The sequence below is a fragment of the Candidatus Woesearchaeota archaeon genome, assembly GCA_026394965.1.
GTDB lineage: Archaea > Nanobdellota > Nanobdellia > Woesearchaeales > 0-14-0-80-44-23 > JAPLZQ01.
This window is the reverse complement of sequence record JAPLZQ010000123.1, coordinates 1-8,127: the sequence shown is the minus strand read 5'-3', so window position 1 is coordinate 8,127 and position 8,127 is coordinate 1. Positions and strand designations below refer to the sequence as shown.

The following is an 8,127-nucleotide window of genomic DNA, read 5'->3' as shown; positions in this document are numbered from 1 at the left end:
GAACCTGTCCTCAATTCCAATTTACGGCTGGATTGTGTTTCTCACTGCAATCCCTTTCTCAATAGCGCACATTGCATCAAACCTGATTTTTGCATCAGGGATTCCAAATGCAGGGAATTTTGTCAGCAAAAAATTCGGCTTTGAAAGGATTCCTGCCTGCAGAAAACTTGCTGAAACCCTTAAATCGCGGCTGGAAAATAATAATATTAAGGAAGAGCAGTAAAGCAGATATAATTTTGAAAAATAAAGAAATTTAAATCCTTATTTCAGCCTTAATACTTCAAGGTTTCTCGGCGCTGCTGTCTCAACATGGTAAGTCTTGTGCATTGAGCTTGCAAGGTCAAGGCATCTTGAGTTCTCTCCATGCTGGACAATTACCTTCTTCGGCCTTGGGTTGCACTTGTATACAAAGTTCATGAGCTCTTTCCTGCTTGAGTGCCCTGAGAATCCCTCTATTGTCTCAATCTGCATGTTTATCTTGACAAGCTCCTGCCCCCCGTTTCCGTTTCCCATTGTAAGCTGGGTTTCGCCGTGCTGTATCCTTCTTCCAAGTGAGCCCTCTCCCTGGTAGGATACGAAGAGGAGCATGTTCTTTGGATTGCTTGCAAGCTGCCTGAGGTATTCAACTGATGGACCTCCCACAAGCATTCCTGAAGTGGCAAGTATTATGCATGCGCCTGTTTCCTCAATCACCTGTGTCCTTTCCTTCGGCGAGCCCACTCTCTTGAAAATTTCCGAGAGGAATGGGTTCTGGTTTTCTTGGAATATAAGCCTTCTCACAGTGCTGTTCAGGAATTCAGGGTATGCTGTGTGTATTGCAGTCATGTCCCACACAATCCCGTCAACATAAACAGGGATGTTTGGAAGCTCCCCGTTTCTTATCATTGATTCAACAGTGAGCATTATCTCCTGCGCCCTTCCTGTTCCAAGGACAGGGACAAGCACCTTTCCTCCCCTTGTTATTCCGTCTATTATTATCTTCCTGAAGAAGTCATCGCACTCCTTTCTTGAGGGCATTTCATAGTCGCGCCCTCCGTAAGTTGCTTCAATTATGAGGGTTTCAAGCCTTGGGAACTCTGTTGTTGCCGCCTCAAAAAGCTCTGTCTTTGCATACTTCATGTCTGCTGTGTAAAGCATGTTGTGGAGCCCGTTTCCTATGTGAATGTGCACCATTGCGCTTCCAAGTATGTGCCCTGCATTGTAAAGGGTTATCCTTATGTCAGGGGTTATGTCAGTTACCTCATCATAGTCAAGTGTTATTGTGTGCTTGACCATCTCTTCAATGTCTGCTGAGTCGTATATCGGCTCCTTGCCGTCTGATTTCATAATCTTGACAAAATCAAGAAGCGTTAATGCTGTTATGTCCCTTGTTGGGGCTGTGCAGTAGACAGGTCCCCTGTAGCCGTACTTGAAAAGGTATGGTATAAATCCTGAATGGTCCAGGTGGGCGTGGGAAAGTATTATTGCATCAATCTGTCCTATCTGAAGCTCAGGCGCCTCTATGTGAGGGTATGCGCTCTGGTCATTTGCTGCAACATCAATCCCGCAGTCAAGAAGTATCCTTGATTCCGGCGTCTGAAGGAAAAGGCATGATCTTCCAACCTGCCTTCCTGCTCCGAGGAAAGAGATTCTCACCCATTCCTGCCTTTTTTCCCTTATCCAGCCGTCGTAAATCCTGTGCCCTGTGTTGTTCAGGAATTTTCTCCTGAAGTCAGACTGCTGGTACAATACCCCCCTTATGTTTTCAATTATCTTTGATTTAATGGCAGGCTTTCTCCTTACAATAGGAATCCAGAGCGTCTTTTCCTTTATTTCCCTGAGGATGCTTCCCTGCTTTCCTATTGCAAGCCCTGGCTTTTCAGCCTCAATTGTCAGTTGGGATCTCTGGGGGTCAAAGAGTATGGTTCCCATTCCTGCTTCCTCTGGAATGAGCTTCTTTATTATTTCCTCTGTCTCCTCAGTATCCATTGTTATGGATGGGTCTGGGCGCAGTTCAACCCTTTTCTTTATGTCATTGACAATCTGCTTTATTATCCCCTGGTTGTCCAGGAAGAATTCCTTGTCCTTTGTGTATATGACTATGTTTGCGCCTTCAAATCCTGCATCGCTTATCTTGTCTGCAGGGAGGGACTTCATGACTTCTGTCAAAATTTTGCTTTTGCTTCCTACCATTAAAGAATCCCCTTTAGTATGCCTAACTGCTTTTTTCTAATCCGCTTTTTTTTTAGATAATAAGATTCAATTGATTCTGAAAAATAAAAATATAAAGAACACGGCTTATGCCGGTATTCCTGAGCTGATTTCCTTATCAATCACTTTTTTTATCCCTTCGCCTGTGATTGTCACAACATCAAATCCGCTTCCTGATGCAGCATCCCTCTGGAGCGCTGCGTTTAGGCACTTGACAGCAAGCTTGACTCCCTCATCAACGCTCATTCCCTTCTTGTAGAGCGTCTCAAGCACTCCGAAAACCATTACGCTTCCAGAGCCAGATGAAATGTATTCGTCGCACAGCTCTATAGTTCCGTCTGGGAAAAGGTCATAAAGGAAAAACCCGTCTGAGTCCTTTCCTGCAAGGATGAAATGCGACACTCCAGGTATTGTTGAGTATTTTCTTATGTTGTCATATACAAGCCGGGAAACAAGGTTTGCAGCCTCTTTTACGCTTACCTCAAGCCCGGTCCTTATCGACTTGAGCTTGATTTCAGCCCTTGATATTTTCACAAGAAGCTGGGCGTCTGAGGCAGTTCCTGCCATTGTGACAGCCATATTGTCCCCAATCTGATGGATCTTTTCTGTCTTCTTGCTTGCTATAAGGTATCCTGCTGTTGCCCTCTTGTCTGCAGCAAGGACTAACCCGTCCTTGCACACAAGCCCTAAAGTTGTAGTGCCAGTTTTTATGATTTCATTTTCCATTTGAATCACTTAGAAACCTCTTGTCTCTTATTTCAAAAGAACTAATAATAATGGAAGAGAAAAACTGCCCATATATAAAGCTTGCGATTTTAAGGTTTGGCTTATGGCTTGGAATAAAGCCATTTCATAAAATGAGGAGGATATAAGGAGAATAATCAATCCTGTTGCAAATATAAAGAAAATATTTTATACTTATGCGAATAATTATCCTTGGGGTGATAAATATGTTAGAGCAGATTAGCTATTTTCCAATTTTTGGAAAGCCGCTTATAATTTATATTGGGATTTTCGCTTTGCTTTTTTTCCTTGCAGCAGCCGCAATTCCATCCTGGAACAGGAAAATGAAGAAGAAGATTCCAATAGGAAGGCATTTCCTCTTTGCAAAAATAGGAATTGCATTAGGGATTATTCACGCATTGCTTGTATTTCTTGCAAGCATCTAGAAATTTTTTTGGATTTTTTTAATTCTATTAAATTCTATTATCTTATCTGCTTTCCATAGAAGTAGAAAATATTCCCTTTCTTGTATTCTTTCTTCTTCATGAAGTTCTGCATTCTCTTGTTTGTCACAAGGACAAGGGCAGAAATGCTGGTTACCTTTCTTTCCATGCAAACTTTCTCAAACTCATTCACGAGAAGAGTTGCAATCCCTCTCTGCCTGTATTCCGGCTTCACATAGAGGGCAACCATTTCGGCAAAGCTCTTGTTCTTCCAGAATTCGGCAAGGAGAAATCCCCCGATTTTTCCGCTGTCATCAGCAACAAGGACAAGATTGTGGAGCCCGTCGCGGATTGAGTCCTTTACCCATTCTTCGCTGTAGTAACAGCGTTCGTCTTTGTAATCCTGAAGCTGCGGAGTTGAGTTTAATACTGCCATTAATTCTTTGAAATCAGATATTTTTCCTTTTCTTATTTGCAAGCATTCCAGTCCTCTGTTTGGAATTGTTTCAGATGAAAGCCATGCTTAAATATTTTTGTAAAGCCCTTTTAAGCACTCTTTGGTTTCGCAACCGGGCAGTTAATCACCTTTTAAGCTGGTTTTGTCAATAAACTATTTAAGCAGGCTCTCTAACCTGAATTTCATGGAAGACTCTTTAAGGACAGGATTCAGCTTCGGACTGACATCAGCAGTAATAACTACTCTTGGGCTCATGATTGGGCTGAATTCCGGCATTGGCACAAAGATTGCGGTTGTTGGGGGAATTCTCACAATTGCAATTGCAGATGCTTTCTCAGATGCATTCGGAGTCCATATCTCTGAGGAATCAGAGAACGCCCACACTCCCATGCAGGTCTGGAAATCCACTTTTTTCACTTTCATAACAAAGCTCGTGTTTGCCCTCACTTTCGTGATACCAGTTTTGCTCCTGCCTCTTGGGAAAGCGATGATTGCAAGCGTTTTATACGGGCTTGCCCTCCTTTCGATTTTCAGCTATTTCATGGCAAGGAAGCAGAATGAGAATCCGCTTAAGGTGATTTTAGAGCACCTTACAATAGCGATTACTGTTGTCATAATAACAAATTATGTTGGGGAAATCATAAAAGCGGTTTTTGCCTAAACTTAGAAAATTATTTAAAACAACATCTATACCCTATTTTGGGGTGATTTGATGAATAAAACAATTGAGAACCTTGCAAAGGCATTTGTGGGTGAGAGCCAGGCAAGGAACAGATACACCTTCTATGCAAGCACAGCAAAAAAAGAGGGGTTTGAGCAGATTTCTGAGATTTTCATGATAACAGCGGAAAATGAGAGGGAGCACGCAAGCTGGTTCCTGAAGATGATTATCGGGCTGAAGAAGGACTTCAATGAGAACCTTGACCTTCTTCACATAACAACAGATGTGCCCACAATCAGGGGGACAACCCTTGAGAACCTGAAATCAGCTGTTGCAGGGGAGCATGAGGAATACACAAAACTATATCCTGAATTTGCGAAGGTTGCTGAGGAAGAGGGCTATCCCGAGATTGCAGCAAGGATAAAAGCAATCGCAGTTGCAGAGAGCCATCATGAGGAAAGATACATCAAGCTTCTCAAGAATGTTGAGGAAGGGACTGTTTTTAAGAGGGACAAACCAGTGTGGTGGGTGTGCAGGCAATGCGGTTATGTTTATTACGGGGTTTCCCCGCCAGAAGCCTGCCCTTCATGCGGGCATGACAAGGCATTCTACCAGGTTAAGAGCGAGGATTTTTAGGCAGGCATCTGCCTTATTTTTTGCCTTTTTGCCTTCGCTTATGAAAACCTTTAAATAATGTCTAAAAAATATTTTTTTAAAATGAAGATAGCATTCTTTGAAATGGAGGGCTGGGAGAGAGAGTATATAGAGAAGAACCTGAAGGGAAACTCAATCTCCTTTTTCAATCAGCCATTGACAAGCGATAATGTGAAAAAAATCAGGGATTTTTCTGCAGTTGCAATAGCAATCCGCTCAAGGATAGACGCAAAGATTCTTGATGAACTTCCGAATGTAAAGCTCATTGCGACAAAATCAACTGGCTTTGACCACATTGATATTTCAGAGTGCAGGAAGAGGGGGATAACTGTGTGCAATGTCCCTACATACGGGGAAAACACAGTTGCAGAGCACACATTTGCATTAATACTCTCGCTTTCAAGGAATATCCATAAGGCGTATGTTAAGTCAATGAAAAACGACTTCTCGCTTGACAATCTCAAGGGGTTTGACCTCAAGGGAAAAACACTTGGTGTTATCGGCGCAGGGCACATCGGGCTTCATGTTATAAGGATTGCAAAGGCATTTGGGATGAAAGTTCTTGCATTTGACATAAGCCGAAACAATTTCCTCTCAGAGGTTCTCGGGTTTGAGTATGCACCGATGGAATATGTCCTTAAAAGTTCTGACATAATAACCCTTCATGTTCCATACAACAAATTCACTCATCATCTGATAAACAAGGATACGATAAAGAAGGTTAAGAAGGGCGCGATTCTGATAAACACATCAAGGGGCGCAGTTGTTGATACAGAAGTGCTGATAAAGGCGCTTGATGACAAGACCATTTCTGGGGCAGGCTTGGATGTGCTTGAGGGCGAGGAGCTGATAACTGAGGAAAAAGCCCTCCTTAATTCAGGCAGCAAAGATTCCTCATTTGAATCCTCAGCATTAAGAAACAACAGGATTCTGATTGCAAAGGACAATGTTGTATTCACTCCGCATATTGCTTTTTACAGTGGAGAGGCGCTCAAAAGGATTCTTGAGACAACTGTTGAGAGCATAAAGTCATTTTCAAAGGGGAAAATTGAGAATTCTATTCAGTGATAAAAAGAGGATGAAAAATGAAAGATGATGAAAAATTCATGAAGCTTGCAATTGTGAAGGCATTTATTGGAATAGAGAAGGGGCAGAGCCCATTCGGAGCATGCATTGTCAAAAATGGGAAGGCAGTTTCAATCTCAAACAACACAGTGAAAAAAGCCATTGATTCAACAGCGCATGCAGAGATAAATGCGATAAGGGATGCCTGCAGGAAGCTTAAAACATATGACCTTTCAGGCTGCACCATATATTCAACATGCGAGCCCTGTCCCATGTGCTTTTCAGCATGCCACTGGGCAAAGATTGGAAGGATTGTTTATGGCGCAAAAATATCAGATGCAAAATCCATAGGGTTTAATGAGCTCTCAATATCAAATGCAGAAATGAAAAAGCTTGGGAGCAGCAAGGTTAAGGTGGAGGGCAACTTTATGAGAAGGGAAAATCTTGAGCTTTTCAAATTCTGGAAGAAAAGGCACGAAGACGCATATTGAGGAAAAGATTTATATAAAAATAATATCTTTCTGATTCCCAATGAATCAAATCCTTATTCTCCTTATAATCTCTGCAACAGCGCCCCTCCTCGGCGCGCTGATTGGAATTCTTAAAAAACCCTCGAAGGAGTTCATGTACATCCTTCTTGCATTTGCAGCAGGAGTTATGCTTTCTGTGTCATTTCTTCAGCTGATGCCTGAAAGTGTGAGGATGTCCTCAATCTGGATTAGCGCAGTGGGGATAGTTGTCGGCTCTCTTCTTATGTATGCATTAGACAAGATTATTCCACATCTTCATCCTGAATTGGGCTCGCAGGAGCAGGGCGGAAAACTCAAGAAAAGCGCAATCTATCTTATAATCGGGATTTTCATGCACAACATTCCTGAGGGAATGGCTATTGCAATAGGGGCTTTTTCAGGATTGAAAGTCGGCTTTGCCATTGCATTAAGCATTGCAATCCATAACATTCCCGAGGCGGCATGCACCTCTGCATCGTATTATTATCTCACAAGAAAAAGGAAAAACTCTTTTTTCCTCGCATCGCTTACCTCTATTTCCGTGCTTATCGGTTTTTTCCTGCTTTATTTCTTTTATCAAATAATTCCGGAAAGCTCCATCGGGCTTCTAATAGGCGCTACAGCAGGAATAATGATTTACATCTCAGCAGATGAGCTTATCCCAAGCTCATGCTCGCTTTCAGGAAGCCACGCAACAATTTTCTCGCTCATTGCAGGAGTGGTTATTGTAGTGCTTCTGGGATTAATATGAGAAATATGAAAATTTCTTATGCTTCAATCTGCTAGATGCATTAAACAGCAGCATTAAATTAGGCAGGAGCATTAAATATTCAAGACAATATTAAAGAATAACACTATGACTACAGCTGATTGTTTTATTTTCTTCTTGGTTCATTATGATTTTTCCCAAATCTTCTTAGAATTTTTCCTTTGATTCTTTTAGACTCATAAATATCATAAATAATTTCTCCAGAGTCATAAAAAGATTATAGAATTTTAAATGCAGTTTATAATGCATTTAGAAAAAAATAATGAAAGGCCATGCATAAAGTAGGAATGAAATTGTTGGTAACTGCGGGCTGAATGCGTCGTATTCCTTCGCACGTACACCCCAGTTCCATCAAACTCATCTTCTATGAGTATTTCTAGTGTCTCTTTTCGAGGCGGGTTTCAAGTTTAGATGCTTTCAACTCTTATCCCTTGGCGCGTAGCTGCCCGGCTTACCTTATCAGATAACCGGTTGACCAGTGGCGCCGAACCTTTGTTCCTCTCGTACTAAAAGATCCTTCCCCTCAGACACTTTCGCATTTCCAGTAGATATTAAACCAACTGTCTCGCAACGTTGTGAACCCAGCTCACGATCCCTTTTAATGGGTGAACACCCCCACCCTTGGCTGCTTCTGCACAGCCAGGATAGGAAGAGCC

10 protein-coding genes and 1 rRNA gene are annotated in these 8,127 nt (G+C 42.1%); 7 read left to right on the top strand and 4 right to left on the bottom strand.

Annotation, left to right across the window (positions count from 1 at the left end; translation table 11 throughout):
- Nucleotides 1-223: hypothetical protein (locus NTV63_05805; protein ID MCX6710431.1), on the top strand; the 223-nt coding region annotated here is incomplete at its 5' end.
- A 38-nt stretch (nt 224-261) separates the two neighbouring features.
- Here the strand turns inward: NTV63_05805 and NTV63_05800 are convergent.
- Both NTV63_05800 and NTV63_05795 read right to left on the bottom strand, forming a co-directional pair.
- Nucleotides 262-2,172 (bottom strand): beta-CASP ribonuclease aCPSF1, encoded by a 1,911-nt coding sequence (locus NTV63_05800; GenBank protein ID MCX6710430.1) that lies wholly within the window; start codon nt 2,170-2,172, stop codon nt 262-264.
- Nucleotides 2,173-2,277: 105 nt separating this feature from the next.
- Entirely contained in the window at nt 2,278-2,916 is a 639-nt protein-coding gene (locus NTV63_05795; protein ID MCX6710429.1) for a proteasome subunit beta, read from the bottom strand.
- Between the two features lie 224 nt (nt 2,917-3,140).
- Here NTV63_05795 and NTV63_05790 point away from each other — a divergent pair, with 224 nt between their 5' ends.
- Nucleotides 3,141-3,359, top strand: a complete 219-nt coding sequence (locus NTV63_05790; GenBank protein ID MCX6710428.1) for a hypothetical protein — start codon at nt 3,141-3,143, stop codon at nt 3,357-3,359.
- Between the two features lie 37 nt (nt 3,360-3,396).
- On the opposite strand, the gene NTV63_05785 is transcribed toward NTV63_05790, so the two are convergent.
- Nucleotides 3,397-3,834: a GNAT family N-acetyltransferase gene (locus tag NTV63_05785; GenBank protein MCX6710427.1), complete on the bottom strand. Its 438-nt coding sequence runs from the start codon at nt 3,832-3,834 to the stop codon at nt 3,397-3,399.
- Between the two features lie 163 nt (nt 3,835-3,997).
- On the opposite strand from NTV63_05785, the gene NTV63_05780 reads away from it, so the two are divergent.
- The 5 genes from NTV63_05780 (at nt 3,998) to NTV63_05760 (ending at nt 7,453) form a co-directional block, all read left to right on the top strand.
- Nucleotides 3,998-4,474 (top strand): hypothetical protein, encoded by a 477-nt coding sequence (locus NTV63_05780; protein ID MCX6710426.1) that lies wholly within the window; start codon nt 3,998-4,000, stop codon nt 4,472-4,474.
- Between the two features lie 51 nt (nt 4,475-4,525).
- Nucleotides 4,526-5,110, top strand: coding sequence for a ferritin-like domain-containing protein (locus tag NTV63_05775; GenBank protein MCX6710425.1), 585 nt, complete (start codon nt 4,526-4,528; stop codon nt 5,108-5,110).
- Nucleotides 5,111-5,191: 81 nt separating this feature from the next.
- Nucleotides 5,192-6,196, top strand: a complete 1,005-nt coding sequence (locus tag NTV63_05770) for a hydroxyacid dehydrogenase (GenBank protein MCX6710424.1) — start codon at nt 5,192-5,194, stop codon at nt 6,194-6,196.
- A 17-nt stretch (nt 6,197-6,213) separates the two neighbouring features.
- The gene (locus tag NTV63_05765; protein MCX6710423.1) at nt 6,214-6,684 is read left to right on the top strand and encodes a nucleoside deaminase; all 471 of its coding nucleotides are present in this window, start codon (nt 6,214-6,216) and stop codon (nt 6,682-6,684) included.
- 40 nt (nt 6,685-6,724) lie between these two features.
- A complete protein-coding gene (locus NTV63_05760) occupies nt 6,725-7,453 on the top strand; it encodes a ZIP family metal transporter (GenBank protein MCX6710422.1) in 729 nt (242 codons plus the stop codon).
- Nucleotides 7,454-7,747: 294 nt separating this feature from the next.
- Here NTV63_05760 and NTV63_05755 read toward each other — a convergent pair.
- A 23S ribosomal RNA gene (locus NTV63_05755) occupies nt 7,748-8,127 on the bottom strand; the annotation flags it as partial.